The sequence below is a fragment of the Micromonospora sp. NPDC047521 genome, from assembly GCF_055587305.1.
In genome coordinates this window covers 325,500-350,853 of record NZ_JBVJGN010000007.1, presented here as the reverse complement: position 1 = coordinate 350,853, position 25,354 = coordinate 325,500, and the positions used below count along the sequence as shown (strand labels likewise).

The window sequence follows — 25,354 nt, the reverse complement described above, 5'->3', positions numbered from 1 at the left end:
TGGTGAGCGCCGGCGCGGCGATGATCCTCGCCGCCACATGTCTGGCGAGTATCGGCTCGGGCGCGCAGGCCGCGCCCGGTGCAATGGGCGTGGGCACCGCGCCGGGCGACAAGATCCGTCCGGACCTCGCCAAGCAGCTCCAGGCCAAGAGCGAAGGGGACTTCTGGATCCGGTTCAAGGACCGGGCGGACCTGAGCAAGGCCAGCGCCGTCAAGGACTGGGCGAAGCGGGGCACCGCCGTCGCGGACGCGCTGCGCAAGACGGCCGCCGAGAGCCAGGGCCGGGTCCGCGCCGAACTGGACGGCTCGGGGGCGAAGTACCAGACCTTCTGGGCTACCAACGCCATCAAGGTCAGCAGCGGCTCGCTGGCGATGGCGCAGAAGTTCGCCAACCACGCGGAGGTGGAGGGCCTCTACGCCCCGGTCGCCTACAAGGTCCCCGAGACCGTCAAGGGCACCGACGAGAAGACAGTGAACGCCCTGGAGTGGGGTGTCGCGAACATCAACGCCGACGACGTCTGGTCCCAGTACGGGGTCAGGGGCGAGGGCATCACCATCGCCAACATCGACACCGGCGTCCAGTTCGACCACCCGGCGCTTGTCAACTCCTACCGGGGCAACAACGGCGACGGCACGTTCGACCACAACTACAACTGGTTCGACGCCGCCGGAACGTGTACTGCCGCCCCCTGTGACAACGATGGACACGGCACGCACACGATGGGCACCATGGCCGGCTCCGCCGGAGCCAACCAGATCGGTGTCGCGCCAGGGGTCAAGTGGATCGCGGCGAACGGTTGCTGCCCCAGCGACGCCGCGCTCGTCGAGTCCGGCCAGTGGATGCTGGAGCCGACCGACCTCACCGGCCAGAACCCGGACGCCAGTAAGCGTCCGAACATCATCAACAACTCGTGGGGTACGCGGGACCCGTCCAACGAGCCCTTCATGGAGGACGTGACGCTGGCCTGGGCCGCCTCGGGCATCTTCGGCGTCTGGTCCAACGGCAACAGCGGGCCGGCCTGCCAGACCAGTGGCTCGCCGGGCAGCCTGGTCAGCAACTACTCGACCGGCGCGTACGACATCAACAACAACATCGCCGGGTTCTCCAGCCGGGGCGCCGGGCAGAACGGCGAGATCAAGCCCAACATCTCGGCTCCGGGCGTGAACATCCGGTCGAGCATCCCGGGCAGTGCCTACGGCAGCATCAGCGGCACCTCGATGGCCGCGCCGCACCTGGCGGGCGCGATCGCGCTGCTGTACTCGGCGGCGCCGTCGCTTGTCGGTGATGTCACCGCGACCCGGGCGCTGCTCAACGGCGCCGCGGTCGACAAGTCCGACACCCAGTGTGGCGGCACGGCGGCCGACAACAACGTCTACGGCGAGGGCCTGCTGGACGCGCTCGCGCTGCTCAACGCCGCGCCCACAGGTGACATCGGCACGCTGGCCGGCACGGTTACCGACGCGGCCACCGGCGCCCCGATCGCCGGTGCGACGCTGACGCTCACCGGCCCGACCGCCCGGGAGATCACCACCGGGGCGGACGGAAAGTTCTCGACCCAGCTCCCGACCGGCGAGTACCAGGTCGCCGTGGCGGCGTTCGGCTACGGCGCCGCGACCAGGACGGCCACGGTCACCGACGGCGCGACCACGACACTCACCGTCGCGCTCACGCCGGTGCCGAGCGTCAACGTCACAGGCGCCGTCACCGACGGTTCCGGACACGGGTGGCCGCTGTACGCGAAGGTCACCGTGACGGGCGTCTCGGGCGTCTACGACTACACCACCCCGTCGAACGGCCGCTACAGCATCAAGCTGCCGGCCGGGCAGACGTACACCCTCAAGTACGAGCCGCAGTACCCCGGCTACCAGACCGTCACCAAGCAGGTGGTGGTCGGCTCGGGCAACACCACCGCCAACGTCGCCGTGCCGGTGGACACCACCACCTGCACGACCGCGCCCGGCTACACCTTCGGGTCCGACGGTGAGTACGAGACCTTCGACGGCACGACCACGCCGGCCGGCTGGACGGTGGTGGACAACGCGGGCAGCGGGCAGGTCTGGAAGTTCACCGACGACGGCGGCCGGGGCAACCTGACCGGCGGCAGCGGCAACTTCGCCATGATCGACAGTGACGACTACGGCGCGGGCACCAGCCAGGACACCTCGCTGGTCAGCCCGGTGGTCGACCTGACCGCCGTCACGGCCCCGGTCATCCGCTTCAACCAGGACTTCAACCAGTTGGACGAGGACACCGCCGACGTCGACCTGAGCATCGACGGTGGCGCCACCTGGACGAACGTGCTCCGCCAGGAGACCGACGTCCGGGGGCCGAGGGTGACCGAGATCCCGATCCCGCAGGCGGCGGGCAAGGCCCAGGTCCAGGTCCGTTTCCACTACTACGACGCCTCGTACGAGTGGTGGTGGGAGGTCGACAACGTCCTGATCGGCAGCCAGGTCACCTGTGTGCCGGTCGACGGTGGGCTGGTCGTCGGCAACGTCCGCGACAAGAACGACAGCAGCTACGTCAACGGCGCGACAGTCACCAGCAAGGACCGGCCGGCGGAGAAGGCCGTCACCGTGGCGACCCCGGACGACCCGGGGCTGCCCGACGGCTTCTACTGGATCTACTCGACGCTCACCGGCACCCACCCGTTCACCGCGTCGGCAGGCAACTACGTCAGCCAGACCAAGCAGGTGGACGTGGAGGCCGACTGGGCGACCGCCGCGAACTTCCAGCTCGCGGCCGGCCGGCTGTCGGTGACGCCGACGAAGCTCAGCGCGACGCTCCAGATGCCCACCGGCAAGGCCAGCAGGACGTTCACGGTGACCAACACCGGCGGCGCGCCCGTCGAGGTCGGGTTCGGTGAGCGTGACAACGGATTCGAACTCCTGCGGGCGGACGGGTCCACCGTCACCAGGGCGCAGGTGCTCGGCGGCAGCGGTGCGCCGGAGCAGCGGCTCAAGGTCGCGACCTCGGTCGCCGCCAGGGCGTCCGGCAAGGCGGCCACCGCGGCGGTCGCCGCGGACGGACCGCAGGCCGCGCCGTGGACCGACATCACCGACTTCCCGGCGAACATCATGGACAACCGGGTGGTCAACCTGGACGGCAAGGTGTATTCGATCGGCGGTGGCGACGGAAACGCCTCCACCACGAAGAACTACGCCTACGACCCGGTCGCGCAGACCTGGACGGCGATCGCCGACCTTCCCGGCGCCCGCAACGCCCTGACCGTGGGCGTCATCGGTGGGAAGATCATCGCGACCGGCGGCTGGGGCGACGAGGGCCCCGACGCCGCCACCTGGTCGTACGACCCGGGTGCGAACACCTGGACGGAGCTGGCCGACAACCCGGCGCCGCGCGCCGCCGCCGGGCAGGCCGTCGCCGACGGCAAGCTGTACGCCATCGGCGGCTGCACCACTGCGGAATGCCTGCCGATGTCGAACAGCGTCGTGCGGTACAACCCGGCCAGCGACAGCTGGGAGACGCTCGCCAACTACCCGAAGTCGGTGGCCTTCGCCTCCTGCGGTGGGATCGACGGCGTCGTCTACTGCACGGGTGGCAACGACGGCTCCGCAGCGCAGAAGGCCAGCTACGCGTACGACCCGGGTGCCAACACCTGGACCGCCGTCGCCGACGCTCCGGTCGACAACTGGGCCAGTTCGTACGCGGTCGCGAACGGCAAGCTCCTCGTCGTCGGTGGCTCGCAGGGTGGGGCCATCAGCAACGCGGGCTTCGCCTTCGACCCGGCCGTCGGTTCGTGGTCCAACCTGCCGAACGCCAACACGGCCCGCTACCGCGGTGCTGCGGCGTGCGGCTTCTACAAGATCGGCGGCTCGTCCGGCAGTTTCAACGCCGCGCCGGACAGCGAGGTGCTGCCGGGCTTCGAGGGCTGCGCCGAGGCGGCGGCCGACGTCAGCTGGATGACCATCGACAAGTCGACAGTCACCCTCGCTCCGGGAGCGAAGGTCACGGTCACCGTCGGGATGACGGCGAACGTCGACCAGCCGGGCACGTACTCCGGTGCGGTCACGATCAGGGAGAACACGCCCTACTCGGTGGCGCCGGTCGAGGTCACCATGACGGCGAACCCTCCGAAGACCTGGGGCAAGCTGATGGGTACGGTCACCGGCACCAGCTGTCAGGGCGCGTCCGCACCGATCGCCGGTGCGCTGGTCCAGGTCGACTCGTGGGCCATGTCGTGGACCTTCACGACCGACGCCCAGGGCCGGTACGCCCACTGGGTGGACCGCCGCAACAACCCGCTCACGATGATCGTCGCCAAGGACGGCTGGAAGCCCCAGACCCGTCAGACGAGGATCGACACCACCACGCCCACCGTGGAGAACTTCGGGTTGGCGCCCGTGCGGTGCTGACAACTGAGCGGTAGCACACCGATCCCGGCCCGCCTGGTCGACGACCAGGCGGGCCGGACCGCGCCGGGGATCAGACGGGGGCGAGCCGGAAGCCGACCCCGCGCACCGCGTGGATCGTCGCTGTCGCGTTCAGCCGGGCGAGCTTGCGGCGTACCCGCCGGACCACCGAGTGCATGTCCGACCCGCGACCGAGGTGGCGGTTGCCCCAGACCTCGAGGTGCAGCCGCTCGTACGTCCACACCTGCCCGGGGGCGTGGACGAGGCAGAGCAGGACGTCGTGCTCCAGCCGGGTCAGGTCGATCTCCTTGTCCCGCCACCGCACCACCCGGCGGTCGGAGTCGACGATCAGGTCGGCCGGTGGTGGCGGCGGCTGGCTCGGCGTCGCGTCGGCGAGGACGGCCCGGGCCGGGGGAGGTGCGACGGGAGGCATCTCGACCACTCCGAGGAACTCCCGCGCCTGGTCGACGTTCGACACGATCAGGAAGGCGTCGCTCCCGCCGAGCAGTCGCGCCAGTTGTCGGCGTTCGGCCGGCGAGGACGCGATGCCGATGACCAGGGAGGCGACCGGAATTCCGGGCATGTTCTCCACCCCTTCCGGTTCCAGCTCACTCCGGATGGTGTTCCCGCATCACCGATCGCCCACATCGATCGGCGTCTTGACCCTAGTGGTGGTGCGTCTCGGCTGGGTAAAACATAGTTGCATGTAAGCATGTGAATTGAGGCCCGGCCGCGACGCCGGTGCCGGCGCAGCCGGAAACTGTGACAGAACGAAGACAATCCGCGGACGACACCGGCACCTGCCGGGACGAGCATGCTCGACATGTCCATCGGATCGTCGTACTCCGTCGGTCGGGCGACTCCCGGCCCGCCGCCGCTGCCCGACACCCGCGCGGCCCTGTCGTCGAGCCCGAGGCTGCTCGCCGCCGCCGTGTGCGCACTGCTCGGCCTGGCGCTCACCGGCGCGTTCTTCGTCTGGACGTACCCCGGTCAGTGGCTGGACGGGCTGCTCCTGCCGCGTGCGGAGAGCGGCGGCGGGTACGCGCAGCAGAGCACCCTGCTCGACCCGGCCCGGAGCGTGCTGGCCGCGTTCGGTAGGACGACGACGCTGGCCGGCCTGCTCGGCGCGGTGCTGCTGGTGGGTCTCGTCGGCCGGCGTCTGCTGGCCGGCCTCGCGGGTGTGGTCACCGTCGTCTGCGCGGTGCTGGTCGCCGGCGCGACGAAGTCGGCGCTGCTGCGCCCGGATCTCCAGGTCGAGACCTCCACCACCCACAACAGCTTTCCCAGTGGTCACGTGGCGGTGGCGATGACCCTGCTGCTCGCGTTCCTGCTGGTCCTGCCCGCCCGGGCGCGGTGGTGGCTGGCGTTGCCGGGCGCGGCGGGTGTCACGGTGATCGCCGGTGCCACCATGATCGCGGGCTGGCACCGGTTCAGCGACGCGCTCGGCGGCGTCCTGCTGGGGGTCGCGCTGTTCTGTCTGGCCGCGGCCGTGCTGGCCGGCCGGCCCGGTGCTGTCCGGTCCGCGCCCGGTGCCGCCGGCGCGGGCGCGGTCCGGCCCGGGCTCACCGAGGGGGTGGTCGGCCTGCTCGCTCTGGGGTGCGTGCTCCTGCTGGTGGTGCCCGGCCTGCGGGCGGCGCTGCCGCCCGGGGCGCTCGTCGCCGTCCTGGCGGTGGCCGTACCCATCGTCCTGGCCGTGGGGTCGGCGGTGTACCTGCTGCGGTCGGTCGACCTCGCCCGGCCGGTGAACCGATCGACGAAAGGCTAAACCCATTCATGATGCGATACTTGGTGACATGTCCCAGGTCCTGCTGATCGAAGATCACCAGACGGTGCGTGACGGACTGCAGCTGGCGCTGACCCGTCAGGGTCACACGGTCGACGCCGTCGCCACCGGTGAGCAGGGGCTGGAACGGCTGCGCGGGGGCTCGGCCGACGTCGTGGTGCTCGACCTGATGCTGCCCGGGATGGACGGGTTCGAGGTCTGCCGCCGGATCCGCCGGCTCGGCGACCTGCCGATCATCATGCTGACCGCGCGCAACGACGACATGGACGTGGTCGCGGGCCTGGAGGCGGGGGCCGACGACTACGTGGTCAAGCCGGTGCAGGCGCGCGTCCTGGAGGCACGCATCCGCGCGGTGCTGCGCCGGACCGCCGGCGAGTCGCGGCGCGGCGGTGGCGACCGGTCCGGGCCGGAGCAGCACGGCGCGCTGCGCATCGACCGTGCCGCGCTGGTGGTCAGCAAGGACGGGGCGCCGGTCAGCCTCGCCCCGACGGAACTGCGCCTGCTTCTCGAACTGTCCCACACCCCCGGGCAGGTGCTGAGCCGCCAGCAGTTGCTGGAGGCCGTGTGGGAGCACGGATACCTCGGCGACTCGCGGCTCGTGGACGCCTGCGTGCAGCGGGTCCGCGCCAAGATCGAGGACGACTCGTCCGCGCCGGTGTACATCCAGACCGTCCGCGGCTTCGGGTACCGGTTCGGACCGCTGTGACGTGGCGGCGCTGGGCCGACGCGCGCGCGTTCGGCCTGCGGGTACGGCTGCTGCTGGCCTTCGTCCTGCTGGGCGTCACCACCACGGCCGTGGTGGCCAGCGGCAGCTACTTCCAGGCCCGGACGGTCATCCTCCAACAGGCGCAGGACGCCGCGGTGATGTCGTTGACCGACCAACTCGCCCAGCTCTACCCAGTGCGTCAACTTCCGCCCACCCAGGACGATCTCGACACGCTGGCCCAGCGCCTGTCCGACCGGGAGGGGTACGCCGTGGTCGTGTACCGGGACATGCGGGCGCAGGGCTCCGAAGCGCCCGACCTGATCACCCCGCAGCTGCGCCAGGCGGTCCGCGACGGCGTGGTGGCCTGGCAACGCGTCTCGGTCGGTGGCGAACCGGTGCTGCTCATCGGCACCCAGCTGGAGCTGGACCGACCCGACGGCGCGTCGCTGCCGTCCGGCCTGGAGGTCTACTCGGTGCGCAGCCTCGCCCCCGAGCAGCAGAGCATCGACAGGCTCGCCACGCTGGCCTGGCTGACCGGCGGGCTCTCCCTCGTGCTCGCCGTCCTGTTGGCCCTGCTGGCGGCCCAGGGTGTGCTGCGTCCGGTACGCGAACTGGGGCGCGCGGCGCGCAGTCTGGGCGAGGGCCGCCTGACGACGCGACTGTCGGTGCGGGGCGCCGACGAGTTGGCCGACGTGGCGCGGACCTTCAACGACACCGCGGCGACCCTGGAACGGCAGGTCGGCGAGCTGCGCCGGATGGAAGCCGACGCGCGCCGTTTCGTGGCGGACGTGTCGCACGAACTCCGTACGCCGTTGGCCGCGATGACGGCGGTCACCGACGTGCTGGACGAGGAGGCCGACCGGCTGCCCGGGGACGCCGGTCGGGCCGCGCGACTGGTCAGCCAGGAGACGCAGAGCCTCACCCAGCTGGTCAACGACCTCATCGAGGTCAGCAGGTTCGACTCGGGCACCGCCCGGCTCGCTCTCGACGACGTCGACGTGGCCGCCGCGGTGACCGCGACCCTGCGGCTGCGCGGCTGGACCGACCGGGTGCGCGCGGACCTGCCGCCCGGTGTCGTGGCCCGCCTCGATCCCCGCCGACTGGACGTCATCGTCGCCAACCTGGTCGGCAACGCCTTCCGGCACGGCGCCGAGCCGGTGTCCCTGCTCCTGCGCGCCGAGCCGGACTGGCTCACCATCGAGGTCGCCGACGAGGGGCCGGGTCTGCGACCGGAGGTGCTGGCGCACGTCTTCGACCGCTTCTACAAGGCCGACACCGCGCGGACCCGCTCCGAGGGCAGCGGTCTCGGCCTCGCCATCGCGTGGGAGAACGCGCGACTGCACCGCGCCCCGGGGCAGCAGGGCAGCCTCACCGCCGGCAACGCCCCGAACGGAGGCGCGGTGTTCACCCTCCGGCTGCCCCGGGTGGCGGCGGACGTCACCGGGGAACCCCGGTGACGGCGCGACGGGCGGTGGTCCGGCCGCTGCTCACCGGCGGACTCCTGCTCACGCTGCTCGTGGCGGGCTGCGGGGTACGACCCAGCGAGGTCATCGAGGGCCGCCCGGCGCAGTCCGGCGCGTCCCAGGGGATCCGGCTCTACCTGCTGTGGCGCGGGCAGGTCGCGGTTGTCGTCCGTGCGGCCAAACCGGACCGAACACCGTCGCCCGAGGCGTCGCTGGCCCTGCTCCTGGCGGGTCCGAACGAGAACGAACGACGCCAGGGGTTCACCAGCGAGGTGCCGGCGGGTCTGCGCCGGGTTCCCTCCGCGCCGCCGACAGGTGCCGCACCGGGCTCTCCGGCGGCGGTGTCGGGCGGACCGGACGGCCTCACCGTGACGGTGGAGGGTCGGGTGCGTCCCCTGTCGACCGACGCGGCCGACCAGATCATCTGCACGGTGGCCGACGCCGCCGCGCAGGCCGGTCAGGCGGAGTACTTCGTCCCCGTCACCATCGTCGGGTCCGACGGCGCCCGACCGGCCCAGCCCTGCTCGATCAAGTGACCGGGACGACCGTCCCGGGTCGGGCCCGGCCGTGGTCGGCCAACGCGCCGTCGACCAGGATGTCGAGCAGGTCGGCGAACCCCAGTCCCGCCCGCTGCCAGATCTGCGGGTACTGGGACGCCGTGGTGAAGCCGGGGAAGGTGTTCACCTCGTTCACGATGGGCTCGCGCCACCCGTGCTCGGGCAGGAAGAAGTCGACGCGCAGCAGGCCCCGGCAGTCCAGGGCGTGGAAGGCACGGATCGCCCGGTCCTGGAGCACTCCGGTCGTCGCCGCGTCGAGCGGGGCGGGGATCTGGAACACGGCCCCACCGTCGTACTTCGCGTCGTAGTCGAAGAAGCCCGTCCCGCTCACCCGGATCTCCAGCGGCGGGCCGGCCTGCACCCGGCCGTCGGGGTGTTGCAGGACGGCGACGTCGATCTCCCGCCCGCGCGCTCCCTGCTCGATCAGCACCTTCGGGTCGACCGCGCGGGCCCGCTCCAGCGCGGCGGGCAGGTCCGCCCAGTCGGTCACCCTCACCACGCCCAGGCTGGAACCCGCCCGCGCCGGCTTCACGAACACCGGCAGGTCAAGCCGCCCCCGGTCGGTCGCCGTCAGATCCTCGCCGGGGCGCAGGGTCACCCCGGGGCTGACCCGCAGGCCCTCCACGGCGAGCAGCCGCTTGGTGACACCCTTGTCCATGCCGGCCGCGCTGGCGAAGACCCCGTTGCCGACGTACGGCACGCCGAGCCACTCCAGCAGCGACGCGACTGTGCCGTCCTCGCCGTACGGGCCGTGCAGGGCCGGGAAGACCACGTCCTGGGCGCGCAGCACCCGCAGCGCGTGGGGCAGCGGCGTCGCGCGGCCGTCGACGTGCCAGCCGCCGTCGCGGCCGATGAGCACCTCGGTGACCTGGTACCTGTCGCGGTCCAGCCCGGCGAGGATGCTCGCCGCCGACCGGCGGGACACCTCGTGCTCGCCGCTCTGCCCGCCGTACAGCAGTGCCAGTCGGGTTGTCATGAACTCGTTGCCCCTTCGTGGTGGTGATCGCGGGCCACCCGGGCCCCGATGCCGGTCAAGATCTCGTGCGGGTTGGTGCGGGCCCACCGGGCCCATTCGCCGACAGTCGGTGGGGTCCGCTCACCGTCGGCGGGGCCGAACACCACCACCGGATCGCCGATCGACACGGTCAGGTCCCCGGCGTCGACGACGCACTGGTCCATGGCGACGCGCCCGACGACGGGGCACCGCCGACCGCCCAGCCACACGGCGGCACGGCCCTCGGCGGCCCTGGTCAGCCCGTCGGCGTAGCCGACAGGCAGGAGCGCCAGTGTGGTCGGGGCGCCTGTCACGTACTCCGGTCCGTAGGAGACGCCGGTGCCGGCCGGCACCCGCTTGACGTTGACCACAGTGGTCCGCAGCGTCATCGCGGCGTGCAGTCCGAACGTCCCGGGACCGGTCGCGCCGAACGGGTCCACGCCGTAGAGGGCGAGCCCGATCCGGCAGAGGTCGTACCGGGTGGCCGGCGCCGACAGCGCGGCCGCCGAGTTGGCCAGGTGCACCAGCTCGGGGTCGAGGCCGGCGCCACGGGCAACCCGCAGCGCCTCCTCGAAGCTCGCCACCTGCCGGGCCAGGGCGGGACTGCCCGGCACGTCCGCGTCGGCCAGGTGGGACCACACGCCGCGTACCCGGACCGAGCCCTCCACCTCGTACTTGCGGGCCCAGCCGACCAGCTCGGGCCAGTCGTCGCCGCCGGCCCCGTTGCGGGCCAGGCCGGTGTCGGCCTTGAGCTGCACAAGCGCTGGCGCGCCCAGCCGGTGCGCCGCCGCCGCGACCGCGTGCAGGTGGGTGGTCGTCGACACGCCGACGTCGACGCCGGCCGCGATCAACGAGGCGAAGTCGTCCTCGGGGCGGTGCAGCCAGCTCAGCGTCGGGGCCGTGATGCCCGCGTCGCGCAGCGCCAACGCCTCGGACACCGAGGTCACGCCCAGCCAGCCGGCGCCGGCGCGCAGGGCCGCCCGGGCGACCGGGACCGCGCCGTGGCCGAATCCGTCGGCCTTCACCACCGCCATCAGGTCGGTGCCGGTGACCGCCGCGATGATCCGCACGTTCCCGGCGATGGCACCGAGGTCGACGGACGCCCGCGCCAACGCGCTCATCGGGCCGGCTCCACCCGACGGGTCCCGGGCAGGGCGAACAGCCAGCCCGCGCGTACCGCCAGCAGGCCCCGATGAAGTGCCAGACTCGTGCCGATCACGACACCTGTCAGCACGACGGGGTAGCCGAGCACGATCAGCCCCTGGCCGACATCCCCCAGCCCGGAGACCGGCCCGTGCAGCAACCGGTGCAGCACCGCCAGGACGGGCATGTGGATGACGTAGACGGGCAGCGTGACCCGGCCGAGCGTGGCGAGCCGACCGCTGAGGGTGGGCCACCGCTCCAACCGCGCGGCGGCGGTGACACCGAACGCGACAGCCAAGACGGACACCAGCGGCCACACACCCCACCACCGTTGGGCGCCGGCCACCGCCATCGCGACGAGCGCGAGACAGTAGGCGCCCGAGGTCAGGACGAGCCGGCGCCGGGTGGCGGTGCCCGCCCACCGCTCGATCTGCGGCCGCAGGTACAGGCCCGCCAGGAAGAAGACCAGGTTCTGGTACAGGCCCGCCCGGTTACCAGGCGTCTCCAGCAGGCCGGCGGCGGCGACCGCGGACAGCACCCCGGCGGGTACGACCACCAGCAGGCGAGGCACCGTACGGGTCGCCTTCGCCAGGGTGAAGTAGAGCGCCAGGGCGTACAGGTACCAGAGGTTGGAGGGCGTGACGGTGAGCTGCTCCAGCAGACCGAGGACGGACGTGGCCCGGTCGGTCGGGAAGTCCGGCGCCACGGCGAGGACCACTGTGTGGATCAGCAGCCACATGGCGTACAGGTAGAGGAAACCGGCGACCCGGCCGCGGGCGAGGACCCGCCACGGCCGCTGGACGGCGTTCGCCGCGAAGACCCCGGAGATGGTGAAGAACAGCGGCATCCGCAGCGGCAGGAACTGCTCGCCCAACGCCCCCCACAGGCCGGGCACCGGGACGCCGATGTGCCAGTCGACCCCCAGGTAGTCCTTCACGACGACGTGCCACAGGACGACAAGGATGATGCAGACGCCCTTCGCGGCGTCGGCCCACTGGGCCCGTCGCGGCGCTCCGGCGGCCGGGCCGGTCCCGCTGCGGCGGTGGGACCGGACTCTCGCGGCGTCGGGCCGGTCGACGGTGGCAGTCGTTCCTCGGATCACCCGACCGACGGTGTCAGCCGGATATCCGCGCGTGATCCACGAATTGTCATGAACAGGTAATGGCCGTCGCCGGCCGGCTCGGCGCGTCGTCCCGGCGGCGCGCGCCACCCACGCGGTCTCACTAGGCTCGGGTACGGAGGTGCCGAACATGAAGCTCGGGCTGCACTACTGGAACTACTCGACTCCGGCCGATCCGGCTGCCATCGCGCCGACCCTCGCCGAGGCCGCCACCATCGCCGAACAGGCCGGGGTGGCGTCCTTCACGGTGATGGACCACTTCTTCCAGATGGAGGCGATGGCCCCGGCCGAGGAACCGATGCTGGAGGCGTACACGACGTTGGGTTTCGTGGCCGGCAGGACGCGGCGGATGACGCTGGGTGTACTGGTCACCGGCGTGATGTACCGCTATCCGGGGCTGCTCGCCAAGACCGTGACGACCCTCGACGTGCTCTCCGGTGGTCGGGCGCGGCTCGGCATCGGGGCGTCCTGGTACGAGCGGGAGCAGCGCGGTCTCGGTGTGCCCGTGGTGCCGGTGGCCGAGCGTTTCGAGCGGCTGGAGGAGACGTTGCGCATCTGCCGGCAGATGTGGAGCGACGACAACGGGCCGTTCGAGGGGCGGCACTACCAGCTCACCGAGACGATCAACTCGCCGCAGCCGTTGAGCCGTCCGCACCCGCCCATCATGATCGGAGGCAGTGGCGAGAAGAAGACGCTGCTGCTGGTCGCCCGGTACGCCGACGCCTGCAACCTGTTCGGTACCGGCGCGCAGGGGGTGGCGCACAAGCTGGAGGTGCTGCGGGGGCACTGTGCCGCCGAGGGCCGCGACTACGACAGCATCGAGAAGACCGTGCTGGCGTCCCGGCCGCCGTTGGAAGATCTCGACGGGTTCCTCGCCGAGGTGGCCGACTACGCGGCGCTCGGGGTGAGCGAGGTCCAGGTCACGCCGGACCGGCACCCGGTGGAGTTCGCGCAGCGGCTCGGCGACGAGGTCCTGCCTCGACTGGCCGCCATCGGCTGACGGCTGCCGGCCGTGCCGCGTCGGTCGGCGCAGCACCGAGGGCTGACCTCCCCAGGTGGGGGAGGTCAGCCCTCGTGTACGTCCGACGGTGTCAGGCCACCGTGGCCGGGAACCGTTCCCACACCCGGTGCGCGGCCATCAACTGCTGCACCGCGGTCAGTGCCTCGGTGCCGGAGCCCGCCGTGACGATGCCGGGAGTGCCGGCCACGCCTGCCTGCTCCAGCACCGTGACGCCGGCGCCCCAGGCGCCGATCGCCTTGACGTGCCGCCAGCACTCCTCGACCAGGAGCAGCACGCGCGGGTCCACGGTCGCCGGGCCCGGCCGGCCCGCCTTGGCGTCGCGGGCCGGGATCGCGTCCGGCGCGGGTGCCGGCGCGCCGGCCAGCAGGAGCGCGTCGAACTCGACGGACCGGCCGGTGGCGAAGGTGCGCTGCACCGGCAGGCCGCCCACCATGCCGCCGTGCGGGGCGATCAGCAGCGGCACCATGCCGGCCTCGAAGATGGCCCGCTGGACCTGACCGAGGTCGTCCAGGTCACCGTCCGGGTCCACGACGATGCCCACGGTACGGCCGTCGGTGGGCCACTCCCGGCCGACCTGCGACAGCGCGGGGCTGGGCGCGACGTCGGCGAGCGGCACGGTCGGCTGCGGCGCGGGCAGACCCAGGCCGGTGGCGACCTGCGCGCACAGCACCGGGTCGATGTTGGCCAGGCTCTGCAGCTGGCGTTCCTTGATCGCCTGGTGGTAGCACTTGCCCAGCTCGAAGGTGTACGCGCGGATGATGTGCTCCTGCTCCACGGGCGACATGCTCAGCCAGAAGAGGCGGACCTGGCTGTAGTGGTCGTCGAAGGAGGCCGGGTTGGCGCGCACCTTCGGCGCCTGTGCCACGGTCACCGGCACGTCGACGAACGCGTTCTCGGCGTCGCCGGCCGGGAACGGGTTGCCGCCGTCCAGCGAGTTCGGGCGGTACGGCGCCACGCCCGCGTGCACGGCGTGCTGGTGGAAGCCGTCGCGCAGCATGTCGTTCACCGCGGCGTGCGGGCGGTTGATCGGGATCTGCGAGAAGTTGGGCCCGCCGAGGCGGGTGAGCTGCGTGTCGAGGTACGAGAAGAGCCGGCCCTGGAGCAGCGGGTCGTTCGTGACGTCGATGCCGGGCGGCAGGTGCCCGAGGTGGAAGGCGACCTGCTCGGTCTCGGCGAAGAAGTTCGTCGGCGTCCGGTTGAGGACCAGCCGTCCGATCGGCTGCACCTCCGCCAGCTCCTCCGGCACGATCTTGGTCGGGTCCAGCAGGTCGATGCCGGCGAAGGTCTCCTCGGGGGTGTCCGGGAAGACCTGGATGCCGAGCTCCCACTCCGGGTACGCGCCGGCCTCGATGGCGTCGTAGAGGTCGCGCCTGTGGAAGTCCGGGTCGATGCCGTTGAGCATCTGCGCCTCCTCCCAGGTCAGGGAGTGCACGCCGAGCTTGGGCTTCCAGTGGAACTTGGCCAGCACCGTCTCACCTGCCTCGTTGACGAGGCGGAAGGTGTGGACGCCGAAGCCCTCCATGGTCCGGTACGAGCGGGGGATGCCCCGGTCGGACATGTTCCACATGGTGTGGTGCTGGGCCTCGGTGTGCAGCGAGACGAAGTCCCAGAACGTGTCGTGGGCGCTCTGCGCCTGGGGGATCTCGCGGTCCGGGTGCGGCTTCCCGGCGTGGATGATGTCCGGGAACTTGATCGCGTCCTGGATGAAGAAGACAGGCATGTTGTTGCCGACGAGGTCGAAGGTGCCCTCGTCGGTGTAGAACTTCGTGGCGAAGCCGCGGGTGTCGCGGACGGTGTCGGCCGATCCGCGCGAGCCGAGGACCGTGGAGAACCGTACGAAGACCTCGGTCTCGCGTCCCTTCTTCAGGAAGCCGGCCCGGGTGACCGCCTCGGCGGTGCCGTACGCGGTGAAGACACCGTGCGCGCCGGCGCCACGGGCGTGCACCACACGCTCCGGGATGCGCTCGTGGTCGAAGTGGGTGATCTTCTCGCGCAGGTGGTGGTCCTGGAGCAGGACCGGGCCGCGGGGTCCGGCCTTGAGCGAGTGGTCGGTGTCGCGCAGCCGCGCGCCGTTCGCGGTGGTCAGCCAGGCGCCCTGCTGACCGTTCGCGGTCGTCGGCGCGCCGGTCTCGGCACCGGTGGGCGTACGCGTCTGCGGCGCACCCTGTTCCGGCTTCGGCGGCAGGGGGTCGTGCGGGGCAGTCGGCTCATCGATCGTCGGCGGCGCACTTCCGGGCGCGCCGGGCACCTCCGGCGTCAACGCGTCGGCGATCTTCTCTGAGGCGGTCTTCACGACGTTCTTGACAGCCTCGGCGGGCTTGCTGGAATCCACTGGACGAACCCCTCCATGGAGCGCTTACGAGCGGGCGTTTGCCCTGCTACCCCCGGCCAGGGGGTCAAAACGCAATCCATGCCGCAGGACTGGTGATTTCACCGATGCGCGGACCGGCGGTGCGGCCAAAACTGACACACGTCGATATCCCTCGACCCTAGGGAGCGCCCGACGTGTCCTCACCAACCACCACCCGTCCCCGTTCCATGGCAGCCCGGCTCGGCTTCGCCGCCGCCCTGGTCGCCGGCGCCGTCCTGGCCGGCCCGTCCGGCGTCGCCCAGGCTGACAGCCCGTACGAGCGGGGCCCCGACCCGACCACCGCGATCCTGGAGGCCAGCCGCGGCCCCTTCGCCACCGCGTCGCAGAGTGTGTCCTCGCTCAGCGTCACCGGCTTCGGCGGCGGCGTCATCTACTACCCGACCAGCACCAGCGAGGGCACCTTCGGCGCCATCGCCATCTCGCCCGGCTACACCGCCGCCTGGTCCAGCATCAGTTGGCTCGGACCGCGGATCGCCTCGCACGGCTTCGTGGTGATCGGCATCGAGACCAACACCCGGCTGGACCAGCCGGACAGCCGTGGCCGGCAGTTGCTCGCCGCGCTGGACTACCTCACCGAGCGCAGCTCGGTGCGCAGCCGGATCGACAGCAGCCGGCTCGCAGTGGCCGGTCACTCGATGGGCGGCGGGGGCAGCCTGGAGGCGGCCTCGGCTCGGCCGTCGTTGCAGGCCGCGGTGCCGCTGGCGCCGTGGAACCTGGACAAGAGCTGGTCCGAGCTGCGGGTGCCGACGCTGATCATCGGTGGGGAGAGCGACAGCGTCGCCCCGGTCGCGTCGCACTCGGTGCCGTTCTACACGAGCATCCCGGCCTCGGCCGAGAAGGCCTACCTGGAGCTGAACGGCGCGAGCCACTTCTTCCCGCAGACGGTGAACACGCCGACGGCGCGGCAGATGGTGGCCTGGCTGAAGCGGTTCGTCGACGACGACACCCGCTACGAGCAGTTCCTCTGCCCGGGGCCGAGCGGCTCGCAGATCGAGGAGTACCGCAACACCTGCCCCAGCGCCTGACCGTGGGGTTTCGGGGCGGCCGCCGGCGGGCGGCCGCCCCGTCCGCGTCCGATCATCGAAGGTCTTGACGCAATTCCCAAGAAACGTACACTGCGAGTGTAAATAACACCCGCCACGGCAGAGGGATGGGTGATGGAGCGAGGCCTCGAACTGCACCAGATCGGCGTCCGTTTCGGCGGCCTCACCGCCCTCGACGACGTCTCGCTGCGCGTGCCACCCAACCGGGTGGTGGGCGTCATCGGTCCCAACGGCGCCGGCAAGACCACGCTGTTCAACGTGATCTGCGGTTTCGTCGCGCCGCACACCGGTTCGTTGACCCTCGACGGCCGGCCGCTGCGGCCCCGGCCGCACCGGCTGACCCGGCTCGGCATCGCCCGGACCCTGCAGGGGACCGGACTGTTCGCCGGGCTCACCGTGCTGGAGAACGTGCTGACCGGCGCCTCGCACACCGCGCGTGCGGGATTCGCGGCGGCGCTGTTCGGCCTGCCGGCCAGCGACCGCGACGAGCGGCGACTGCGTCGGGAGGCCCTGGACATCCTCGACAGCCTGGGCATCGCCGAGCACGCCGACGCCGCGCCGGGCACGCTGCCCTTCGCCGTACGCCAGCGGGTGGCCCTGGCCCGCGCGCTCGCCGCGCGGCCCCGACTGCTGCTGCTGGACGAACCCGCCGGCGGTCTCGGCGCCGACGACATCGCCGAGCTGGCCGAGCTGGTCCGCCAGCTGCCCCGGCGCGACGACGACCCGTGCGCGGTGCTGCTCGTGGAACACCACATGGACCTGGTGATGGCTGTCTGCGACGAACTGGTGGTGCTCGACTTCGGTCGGGTGATCGCCGCCGGAACCCCGGACGAGATCCGCGACGACCCGGCGGTTACCGACGCCTATCTGGGCGCCCTGGTCGAGGAGGCCCTATGAGCGCGCCGGATCTGCTCGTGGTGCGTGGCCTGGTGGCCGGCTACGGAGCCGCGCCGGTGCTGCGGGCCGTCGACCTCACCATCCCGGCGGGCACGATCGCCGCCGTCGTCGGCGCCAACGGCGCCGGCAAGACCACCCTGCTGCGCGCGCTCTCCGGCATGATCCGCCCGAGCGCCGGTCAGGTGGTCCTGGCCGGGGAGGACCTGCGGGGTACGCCCGTGGAGCAGCTCGTCCGGCGTGGCATGGCGCACGTGCCGGAGGGGCGGGGCGTGATCAGCGAGCTGACCGTCGACGAGAACCTGCGCCTCGGCGGGCTGTGGCGGCGTGACCGGGCCGACGCGGGCCGCGCCCTCGACGAGGTGTACGAGCTGTTCGAGCCGCTCGCCCGCCGCCGCCGGCATCTCGGGCACCAGCTCTCCGGCGGCGAACGGCAGATGCTCGCGCTGGGCCGGGCGCTTGTCGGTCGGCCGAGACTGCTGCTGCTCGACGAGCCGTCGCTCGGCCTGGCGCCCCGGGTGGTCGCCCGGACGATGGCCCTGCTGCGGCAACTGCGCGACCGGACCGGCCTGACCGTGCTCCTGGTCGAGCAGAACGTCCGCAGCGCGCTCGCCGTCGCCGACCAGGGCGTCGTGATGTCCCTCGGCCGGGTCGTCGTCGCCGCCCCGGCGGCCAGGTTGCGCGACGACGTCGACCTGCGCCACGCGTACCTCGGTTTCTGACCACCACCTCGTCCCCGGAAAGGAGGACTGTTGGACCGCTTCGTCTTCCTCACCGTCGACGGCCTGTCCCGGGGCGCGGTGTACGCCGCGTTCGCGCTGGCCCTGGTGCTCATCTGGCGGGCGGCACGGGTCGTCAACTTCGCCCAGGGCGCGATGGCCGTCGCCGCCGCGTACGTCGCCTACTCGGTGTCCGCCGCGACCGGCTCGTACTGGTTGGGCTTCGGCGTGGCGATCGTCGCCGGGCTGCTGCTGGGCGCGGTGGTGGACCGCGTCGTGATGCGGCACGTCGACCACGCCTCACCGCTCAACCCGGTGATCGTCGCGCTCGGGCTGGTGCTGCTGATCCAGGCCGTGCTGGGCATGGTGTACGGCAACGAGTTCCGCCCTGCCGAGACGCCGTTCTCCCGCTCGGCCCTCACCGTGGGCGGGGTCGCGGTGCTGTCGCCGTACGACCTGTTCGTCTTCGCCACGATCGGGGTGGTGGTCAGTGGGCTGGCCTGGATGTTCGCCCGTACCCCTGTCGGTCTGCGGATGCGCGCTGCGGCCTTCGCGCCGGAGGTGTCCCGCCTGCTCGGGGTCAACGTCGGTGGCATGTTGACGCTCGGCTGGGCGCTGGCGTCCGGGGTGGGCGCGCTGGCCGCCATGCTTGTCATCCCGACCGAGCTGGGGTTGCATCCGCACGCCATGGACCTGGTGTTCGTCTCGGCGTTCACCGCGGCGGTGGTCGGCGGGTTGGACAGTCCACCGGGGGCGGTGGTCGGAGGGCTGGTGGTGGGCCTGCTGCTCTCGTACGTCAGCGGGTACGCCGGCAGTGACCTCACGCCCCTGGCGGTGCTGGTCCTGCTGCTGGCGGTGCTGCTGGTCCGGCCCGGCGGGTTGTTCGCCCCGGTCGCGGCGAGGCGGGTGTGAGCGCCACCGGGGCGGTCCTGCCGCCGAGACACCGCCCGGCCGAGCCGGGTGACCGACCGGCCGACCGGCGCCGCGGCTCCACCCTGCTGCGTCACCTCGCCGTCGTGCTCGCCGTCGGGGTGCTGCTGGTGGCGGTCAGCTACACGGTCGAGCCGTTCCGCAACTTCCAGCTCGCCACGGTGGCCGCCTACCTCTGCGCGACCGCCGGCCTGACCGTCCTCACCGGGCTCAACGGTCAGCTCTCGCTCGGGCACGGGGCGTTGATGGCCGTCGGGGCGTACACCGTGGCCCTGTGCCAGAACGCGTTCGCCGACCGGGGGATGACCGGCGGCTGGCTGCTGCCGCTGTCGCTGGGCGCGGCGATCGTCAGCACTGTCGCGGTGGGCGCGGTGGTCGGCGTGGCCGCTGCCCGGCTGCGCGGCCCCTACCTGGCCGGGGTCACGCTCGCCGTGGCCGTCGTCGTGCCGGCGCTTGCCGTGACCTTCGACGGTGTCCTCAACGGCGAGCAGGGCCTGTCGGTGCCTGTGGAGCCGCCGCCGGCGTCGCTCGGCCCGTACTTCCCCTACGAGCGGTGGCAGCTCTGGCTGACCGGCGCGGCGACCCTGCTCGCGTTGCTGCTGCTGGCCAACCTGATCCGCAGCCGGTACGGGCGTACCTTCCGGGCCGTCCGCGACGACGAGGTGGCCGCGCGCCTCGCCGGCATCCACGTGGCCCGTACCCAGGTCCTCGCGTTCGTGGTCAGCGCCGCCACCGCCGGTCTCGGCGGCGCGCTGCTGGCGGTGCTGGCGCAGAGCGTGTCGCCCGGCGCGTTCTCGTTGACCCTGTCGCTGTTCCTGCTGATGGCAGTCGTGATCGGTGGTCTCGGTCGGCTGACCGGCGCCCTGTGGGGGGCCGTGCTGCTCGTGGCCCTGCCCGATCTCACCCACTCCGCGACGGAGCTGCTCACGCTCTCGCCCGCGGTGGCCCAACGGCTGGAGGGCAACCTCCCCCTGGCGATCTTCGGACTCACCCTGATCGTCGTCATGATCGCCGCCCCCGGCGGTGTGCAGGGCCTGCTGTCTCGTCTGGGCCGGGCACTGCTGGCCCGCTGGTCGGCCCGGCATTCCTGAGCTGTTTCCGGCCCGGCCTCGGCCGGGCGCCCCACCACCACACCGTTCCCGACAGAACCGGACCGAGAAAGGTCGGTGTTCCTCATGCACCGTACGGCACAACGCGGTCTCGCGATCGCCAGCACCATAGCCCTGTTGGTCGCCGCCGCCGCTTGCAGTGACGACGGTTCCGGCCCCGGCGGGGCAGCGGTGCCGGGCGTCACCGGCACCGAGATCGTCGTCGGCACCCACATGCCGCTGACCGGGCCGGCCTCGGCCGGATACTCCAAGATCGCTCCGGCGACGAAGGCGTACTTCGACTACGTCAACGCGGCCGGCGGCGTGCACGGTCGCAAGATCACTTACAAGATCATGGACGACGGCTACAACCCGGCGAACACCCAGCAGGTGGTCCGCCAGCTCGTCCTCCAGGACAAGGTCTTCGCCATCCTCAACGGCCTCGGCACGCCGACGCACACGGGCGTGCTCGACTTCCTCAAGAGCAACCGGGTGCCCGACCTGTTCGTCGCCTCCGGCAGCCGCAGCTGGGACCAGCCGGACAAGTATCCGGGCACGTTCGGGTTCAACCCGGACTACACGGTGGAGGGCAAGATCCTCGCCAACTACGCGAAGGCGAACCTGGCCGGACAGAAGGTCTGCTTCCTCGGCCAGGACGACGACTTCGGCCGGGACAGCCTGGTCGGCGTGGAGAAGGTCCTGGGCGCCGGTGCGGTGGCGGTCAAACAGACGTACGTCACCAGCAACACCAACGTGGCGCCGCAGATCGGCGCGTTCAAGGCGGCCGGTTGCCAGGTCGTGGTGCTCGCCACGGTTCCGGGCTTCACGGCGCTGTCCATCGGCACCGCCGCGCGGCTGGGCTTCAAGCCGCAGTGGCTGGTCTCCAACGTGGGCGCCGACCACCCCACCCTGGCCAAGCAACTCGGCGCCGCCGCGCCGCTGCTGGAGGGCATGATCGGCACCAACTACCTGCCGATGCAGAACGACACCGCGAACCCGTGGGTCCAGCTCTTCATGAAGGTGAACAAGGAGCACAACGGGGACGCGCCCTTCGACGGCAACACCGTCTACGGCATGTCGGTCGGCTACCTGTTCGTGCAGGCGCTGCTCGCCGCCGGCAAGGACCTCACCCGGGAGAAGGTGCTCGAGGCCGTGCAGAAGGGCGGCTTCCAGGGCCCCGGGCTGGTGCCGCTGCGCTTCTCCGCGAACGACCACTCCGGCTACGGCGGCCAGCGGCTGAGCCGGGTGAGTGGGGGAGTGCAGAGCTACTTCGGGCCGGCGTACGAGACCGACGAGGCGGACGGCGCGGTCAAGGAGTACACCGCGGCGCCTGTCGCGCCACCCGCGAACGGGGTGCCGACCGTCTCCTGACCACCCGTACCACCGGCCGTCGACCGGGTGTGGCCGCTCGTGACCACACCCGGTCGTACGGCTGCGCGGGCTCCGGCGCGGCGGCGGGGGGCGTTGACCGAGACAGATCAGCCCTCCTACTATCCGCACCATGGCTGCAAATTTATGTCCGCGCTCCATCGTCACCGGCCGCCACCGGCTGATCATCGCGTGGCTAGACTCGGCGACGCGGCGGGAGACGCCGTGGCGGTGAGGGGGCGAAGGCGGATGGAGACGGTCGAGGCGACGGGGCGGGTCGACGGGCGGACCGCCCGGGCGGAGCGCACCCGCGCGGCCATCGTCGAGGCGCACCTCGCGCTCATCTCCGAGGGCGACCTGCGGCCGACCGGGGAACGCATCGCCGAACGGGCCGGCATCTCGCTGCGGACGCTCTGGACCAACTTCAAGGACATGGAGACCCTGTTCGAGGCGAGCGGCGCCGAGGTGCTCCGCCAGCAGGACTCCGCCTACCGGCCGATCCCACCCGGGTTGCCGCTGGCCAAGCGGGTCGACGCGTACTGCCGGCAGCGAGCCCGGCTGCTCCAGCTCGTCGCGCCGTCGGCGCGGGCCGCCCAGATGCGCGAGCCGGTCTCGGAGCAGTTGCGCCGCAACCGCCTCAAGCACATCGACCGGGTCCGCGACGAGGTCGAGCACCTGTTCGCCGCCGAGCTGGCGCGGGCCGGACGAGGGCGGGAGCAGCTGCTCAACGCGCTGGTGGCGGCGAGCATGTGGTCGGCCTGGTCGATGCTGCGCGACGGCCTCGGGCTCGGCGTGGACGCGGCACGCGCGGTGATGGCCCGTACGGTGGGTGCCCTGCTGGCCGAGGTGGCGGCCGACTGATCCCGGGCCCGGCCGGCCTTCGTCCCCCTCTTTCCATCCGGTTACCGATGGGTGACACTGGGACGCATGGTTACTGCATCAAGAGTGCAACTAACCGTGCTGCGTGGCCGGGACGACGAGTGCCTGACCATCCGGGGCCTGCTCGACGGCATCACCGACGGCGGCGGTTCCCTGCTGGTGCACGGTGAGCCCGGATCGGGCCGCACCGCCCTTGTCGGTCACGCCCACCGGCACGTCGAGGGCCGCGCCACCACGGTGCTCGCCGGCACCGGGCTCGCCGAGGAGGCCGCCCTGCCGTACGCCGGGCTGCAACGCCTGCTCGACCCGCTGCTCGACCGCACCGCCGTCCTGCCCAGGGAGCAACGGCACCTGGTGCGACGGGCGTTGAGCGGGGAGGACTGCCCCGACGCCCGTCAACTCGCGCTGTCGATGGGCGTGCTCGGGCTGCTCGCCGCCGCCGCCCGGGATCGTCCGCTGCTGGTCACGATGGACGACGTCGACCTGGGTGACCCGCAGACCGGACGGGTGCTGGCCTTCGCCGCGCGCCGCCTGCGGCGCCTGCCGGTCGTCGTCCTGCTCACCGCGGACGCCGCCGCCACCATCGACGGGATACCCGCGTGCCGGCTCCGGCCGCTCACCGAACGGGAGAGCGCGGCCGTCCTGGCCGACCGGCTCCGGCTGCGGCGTCGACGGCACGGCGACGCCGCCGGCACCGACCGACTGCCCGAGCGGCCCGCCGCGCCTGTGGTCGCCGCGCTCGGCGCGATCGGCGGCGGTAACCCGCAGGCCCTGGGGGATCTCGCCGACGTGCTCACCCCTGGGCAGTGGCGGGGCGAGGAGTCACTGCCCACCGCGCCACCGGCCGACGGCGCGCTGGGCCGCGCCTACCGGGCCCGGCTGGACCGGCTGCCGCCATCCACCCGCCGCCTGCTGCTGCTCGCCGCGTTGGACGAGGATAGCGGGCCGGGCGCGCCGGCGCGGGCCGCCGCCGAGGCGCTCGCCCCGGCGGAGGTCGCCGGCCTGGTCCGCGTCGAGCCCGGCGGCGTCACGTTCCACCACCCGCTGGCCCGCGCGATGGTCGCGGCCAGCGCACCGCTCGCGGAGCGTCGGGCGGCGCACCGGCTGCTCGCCGACGCGCTCGATCCGCGTACGCGGCGTCTCCGGCGGGCGATGCACCTCGCCGCCGCGGCGGAGGGCGCCGACCCCGCTCTCGCCGCCGAGTTGGAGCAGGCCGCGGCCGACGGGGAGCGGGACTGGTCCGCCGCCTCCGCCGCGTTGCGCCGGGCCGCCGATCTCAGCGCCGATCCGGCGCACGCCGCTGCCCGCCTGCTGTCCGCCGCCCGCTACGCCTGGACCGCCGGCCGACCCGATCAGGCGCGACTGCTGCTCGACCGCCTCCGTGCCGCCCCCGCGGGGGTCGTCGACGGGCGCGCCGGTCTGCTGCGCGGGGAGTTGGAGCTGCGCTGCGAGCCGGCAGCGGACGCGTCGGCGACCCTGCTCGCCGCCGCCGACTCGGTCGCCGACGCCGACCGGGCCCAGGCGTTGACCGGTCTCGTCCGCGCCGGAGAGGCCGTCTGCTTCGCCGGAGACCAGTACCGGTACGCGGAGGTCGGGCACCGGGCGGCGGCGCTGCGGCGCCCGAACGACCCGCCGGCCCTGGAGCTGATGAACTGTCTGGTCGCCGGGGTGGCGGCGACGCTGCGGGGCGATCACGAGCGGGGCGGCCCGGCGCTGCGCCGGGCGGTGGTGCTGGGCGGCCGGTTGACCGGCCCGGCGTTGACCCCCACCGCGCTCGCCTGCGCGGCGGCCGCCGGCCTGGTGGTCGCCGTCGACGGCGCCGCGCACCGGCTCGCCGATCGGGCCGTCGCCCTGGCCCGGGACCGGGGCGAGCTGTCCATGCTCTCCCGGGCGCTGGAGCTGCGGGCGGTCGCCGAGTACTGGCTCGGACGGCACGAGACGGCGGCGGAGACGTCCCGCGAGGGGCTGCGGGTCGCCCGCGTGAGCGGTCAGACCAATGGCGCGAACGTCCACCTCGGCATGCTCGCCGTGCTGGCCGCCGTCCGGGCCGACCGCGACACGAGCCTGCGGTGGATCCGGGAGATCGGTGAGGCGCCGACACCGGGCAGCCGCCCGCACGCGCTCGCGGGGTGGGCGCTTGCGGTCCTCGACCTGGTCGACGGTCGGCACGACGAGGCGGCGACCCGACTGGCGTCGCTGGCGCGGCTGGGCACCGGACGCGGGCAGGTCCTGGTGCAGGTGATGGCCACCCCGTACCTGGTCGAGGCGGCGGCTCACCTGGCCCACCGCCCGGCGGCGACTGCCGCTCTCACGGTGTTCGACCGCTGGGCCAGCAGCACCGCCAGTCCACTGCGTCGGGCGCTGTCCGCCAGGTGTCACGCGTTGCTCGCACCCCGGGGCAGCGTGGAGGCCGACCGGGAGTTCCAGACCGCGCTGCGGCTGCACCCGACGGAGGCCGGCGCGTTCGAACGGGCGCGTACCGAGCTGCTGTTCGGCCGGGAGCTGCGCCGCAGCCGGCGCCCCCGCGACGCCCGTGGGCACCTGCACCGCGCCCGCGAGACGTTCACCCTGCTCGGGGTGGGGTCCTGGGCCGATCAGGCCACCTCGGAGCTGCGCGCGTCCGGGGAGTCGGTAGGACCACCGGCTCTGCCGGCGGCACGGCTGCTCACCGGCCAGCAGCTGCGGATCGCCCAGCTCGTCGCCGAGGGCGCCACCAACCGGGAGATCGCCGCCCGGATGTTCCTGTCCACCCGCACGATCGACCACCACCTGCGCAACGTGTTCCACAGGCTCGGCATCCGTTCCCGCACCGAGCTGGCGCGCGCGTTCGTGGCGGTGCCTGGTCCGGGGCCCGACCAGGACCGGTGATCATCCGCTCTGGACGCGGTAAACTATCACCGCTAGT

The 25,354-nt window shown here is 72.5% G+C and carries 19 protein-coding genes; 14 read left to right on the top strand and 5 right to left on the bottom strand.

Annotated elements, in window-relative coordinates; all coding sequences use genetic code 11:
• Positions 1-2: 2 nt before the first annotated feature.
• Entirely contained in the window at positions 3-4,373 is a 4,371-nt protein-coding gene (locus ACZ6N8_RS18605) for a S8 family serine peptidase (RefSeq protein ID WP_466011384.1), read from the top strand.
• Between the two features lie 70 nt (positions 4,374-4,443).
• Here the strand turns inward: ACZ6N8_RS18605 and ACZ6N8_RS18600 are convergent, their stop codons facing one another.
• Positions 4,444-4,953, bottom strand: a complete 510-nt coding sequence (locus ACZ6N8_RS18600) for a winged helix-turn-helix domain-containing protein (RefSeq protein WP_466011382.1) — start codon at positions 4,951-4,953, stop codon at positions 4,444-4,446.
• Positions 4,954-5,193: 240 nt separating this feature from the next.
• On the opposite strand from ACZ6N8_RS18600, the gene ACZ6N8_RS18595 reads away from it, so the two are divergent.
• The 4 genes from ACZ6N8_RS18595 to ACZ6N8_RS18580 are packed head-to-tail and all read left to right on the top strand — an operon-like array spanning position 5,194 to position 8,858.
• Complete coding sequence (locus ACZ6N8_RS18595) at positions 5,194-6,135, top strand: phosphatase PAP2 family protein (RefSeq protein WP_466011380.1); 942 nt, start codon at positions 5,194-5,196, stop codon at positions 6,133-6,135.
• Positions 6,136-6,163: 28 nt separating this feature from the next.
• Entirely contained in the window at positions 6,164-6,859 is a 696-nt protein-coding gene (locus ACZ6N8_RS18590; RefSeq protein ID WP_466011378.1) for a response regulator, read from the top strand.
• Complete coding sequence (locus tag ACZ6N8_RS18585; RefSeq protein ID WP_466011376.1) at positions 6,856-8,316, top strand: ATP-binding protein; 1,461 nt, start codon at positions 6,856-6,858, stop codon at positions 8,314-8,316. The genes ACZ6N8_RS18590 and ACZ6N8_RS18585 overlap by 4 nt, the downstream gene beginning before the upstream one ends.
• Positions 8,313-8,858, top strand: coding sequence for a hypothetical protein (locus ACZ6N8_RS18580; protein WP_466011374.1), 546 nt, complete (start codon positions 8,313-8,315; stop codon positions 8,856-8,858). The genes ACZ6N8_RS18585 and ACZ6N8_RS18580 overlap by 4 nt, the downstream gene beginning before the upstream one ends.
• Here the strand turns inward: ACZ6N8_RS18580 and ACZ6N8_RS18575 are convergent.
• From ACZ6N8_RS18575 to ACZ6N8_RS18565, 3 genes are read right to left on the bottom strand one after another with little or no spacing between them, the layout of a single operon-like run.
• Positions 8,851-9,855, bottom strand: coding sequence for a D-alanine--D-alanine ligase family protein (locus ACZ6N8_RS18575; protein WP_466011372.1), 1,005 nt, complete (start codon positions 9,853-9,855; stop codon positions 8,851-8,853). The two genes, ACZ6N8_RS18580 and ACZ6N8_RS18575, sit on opposite strands and share 8 nt — an antisense overlap.
• On the bottom strand, positions 9,852-10,994 hold the full coding sequence (gene alr / locus ACZ6N8_RS18570) for an alanine racemase (protein ID WP_466011371.1): 1,143 nt from the start codon (positions 10,992-10,994) through the stop codon (positions 9,852-9,854). The genes ACZ6N8_RS18575 and alr overlap by 4 nt, the downstream gene beginning before the upstream one ends.
• Positions 10,991-12,118, bottom strand: coding sequence for an acyltransferase family protein (locus ACZ6N8_RS18565; RefSeq protein WP_466011369.1), 1,128 nt, complete (start codon positions 12,116-12,118; stop codon positions 10,991-10,993). Before ACZ6N8_RS18565 ends, alr begins: the two co-directional genes overlap by 4 nt.
• A 148-nt stretch (positions 12,119-12,266) precedes the next feature.
• Between ACZ6N8_RS18565 and ACZ6N8_RS18560 the strand changes: the two genes are divergently transcribed.
• Positions 12,267-13,136, top strand: a complete 870-nt coding sequence (locus ACZ6N8_RS18560; RefSeq protein ID WP_466011367.1) for an LLM class F420-dependent oxidoreductase — start codon at positions 12,267-12,269, stop codon at positions 13,134-13,136.
• 91 nt (positions 13,137-13,227) lie between these two features.
• On the opposite strand, the gene ACZ6N8_RS18555 is transcribed toward ACZ6N8_RS18560, so the two are convergent.
• Positions 13,228-15,489, bottom strand: a complete 2,262-nt coding sequence (locus tag ACZ6N8_RS18555) for a catalase (RefSeq protein ID WP_466011365.1) — start codon at positions 15,487-15,489, stop codon at positions 13,228-13,230.
• Positions 15,490-15,695: 206 nt separating this feature from the next.
• Between ACZ6N8_RS18555 and ACZ6N8_RS18550 the strand changes: the two genes are divergently transcribed.
• The 8 genes from ACZ6N8_RS18550 (at position 15,696) to ACZ6N8_RS18515 (ending at position 25,317) form a co-directional block, all read left to right on the top strand.
• Positions 15,696-16,553 (top strand): alpha/beta hydrolase family protein, encoded by an 858-nt coding sequence (locus ACZ6N8_RS18550; RefSeq protein WP_466011410.1) that lies wholly within the window; start codon positions 15,696-15,698, stop codon positions 16,551-16,553.
• A 132-nt stretch (positions 16,554-16,685) separates the two neighbouring features.
• The gene (locus ACZ6N8_RS18545) at positions 16,686-17,468 is read left to right on the top strand and encodes an ABC transporter ATP-binding protein (protein ID WP_364363851.1); all 783 of its coding nucleotides are present in this window, start codon (positions 16,686-16,688) and stop codon (positions 17,466-17,468) included.
• A complete protein-coding gene (locus ACZ6N8_RS18540) occupies positions 17,465-18,187 on the top strand; it encodes an ABC transporter ATP-binding protein (protein ID WP_357987341.1) in 723 nt (240 codons plus the stop codon). The genes ACZ6N8_RS18545 and ACZ6N8_RS18540 overlap by 4 nt, the downstream gene beginning before the upstream one ends.
• A 30-nt stretch (positions 18,188-18,217) precedes the next feature.
• The gene (locus ACZ6N8_RS18535; protein WP_139586846.1) at positions 18,218-19,096 is read left to right on the top strand and encodes a branched-chain amino acid ABC transporter permease; all 879 of its coding nucleotides are present in this window, start codon (positions 18,218-18,220) and stop codon (positions 19,094-19,096) included.
• Positions 19,093-20,205, top strand: a complete 1,113-nt coding sequence (locus tag ACZ6N8_RS18530) for a branched-chain amino acid ABC transporter permease (protein WP_466011362.1) — start codon at positions 19,093-19,095, stop codon at positions 20,203-20,205. Before ACZ6N8_RS18535 ends, ACZ6N8_RS18530 begins: the two co-directional genes overlap by 4 nt.
• Positions 20,206-20,289: 84 nt before the next feature.
• Positions 20,290-21,573: an ABC transporter substrate-binding protein gene (locus ACZ6N8_RS18525; RefSeq protein ID WP_466011361.1), complete on the top strand. Its 1,284-nt coding sequence runs from the start codon at positions 20,290-20,292 to the stop codon at positions 21,571-21,573.
• A 246-nt stretch (positions 21,574-21,819) separates the two neighbouring features.
• Positions 21,820-22,431, top strand: coding sequence for a TetR/AcrR family transcriptional regulator (locus ACZ6N8_RS18520; RefSeq protein ID WP_466011360.1), 612 nt, complete (start codon positions 21,820-21,822; stop codon positions 22,429-22,431).
• 66 nt (positions 22,432-22,497) lie between these two features.
• A complete protein-coding gene (locus ACZ6N8_RS18515; protein ID WP_466011359.1) occupies positions 22,498-25,317 on the top strand; it encodes a helix-turn-helix transcriptional regulator in 2,820 nt (939 codons plus the stop codon).
• Positions 25,318-25,354 lie beyond the last annotated feature (37 nt).